At 47.4% G+C, this 302-nt stretch carries 1 pseudogene; it reads right to left on the bottom strand.

Features of this window, described 5'->3' with window-relative positions:
• Nucleotides 1-173: pseudogene (locus SB725_RS30635) on the bottom strand (M48 family metalloprotease); the annotation flags it as partial.
• Between the last annotated feature and the right edge of the window lie 129 nt (nt 174-302).

The following is a 302-nucleotide window of genomic DNA, read 5'->3' as shown; positions in this document are numbered from 1 at the left end:
GGCGTAACTTTTGGCATCAATGACTGTAACTCTGCGATACGGCTGCTGCTCGTTGGGTGAGTGCTGAGGAATTGTGGTGGCTCACCTTGGCTTGCTTTTTGCATTTTTTGCCACAGGGTAACAGCCGCCTGAGGGTTATAACCTGCGCGTGCCATCAGCTCGAGATTTAGTAGTTTAACTGTAGACTAATGCCTATCTTACCAACCAGTAACTTCTTTTAGCTTGTCGCCAAGTTTAGATGGGTCACGTGTATACGCGATACCAGCATCTTCAAACGCTTTGAACTTCTCTTCAGCAGTACC

The sequence above is a fragment of the Pseudomonas sp. SIMBA_041 genome (assembly GCF_046535095.1).
Lineage (GTDB): Bacteria > Pseudomonadota > Gammaproteobacteria > Pseudomonadales > Pseudomonadaceae > Aquipseudomonas > Aquipseudomonas mucoides.
Note: the sequence above shows the minus strand (reverse complement) of the source record. Positions and strands in the feature narration are given on the sequence as shown.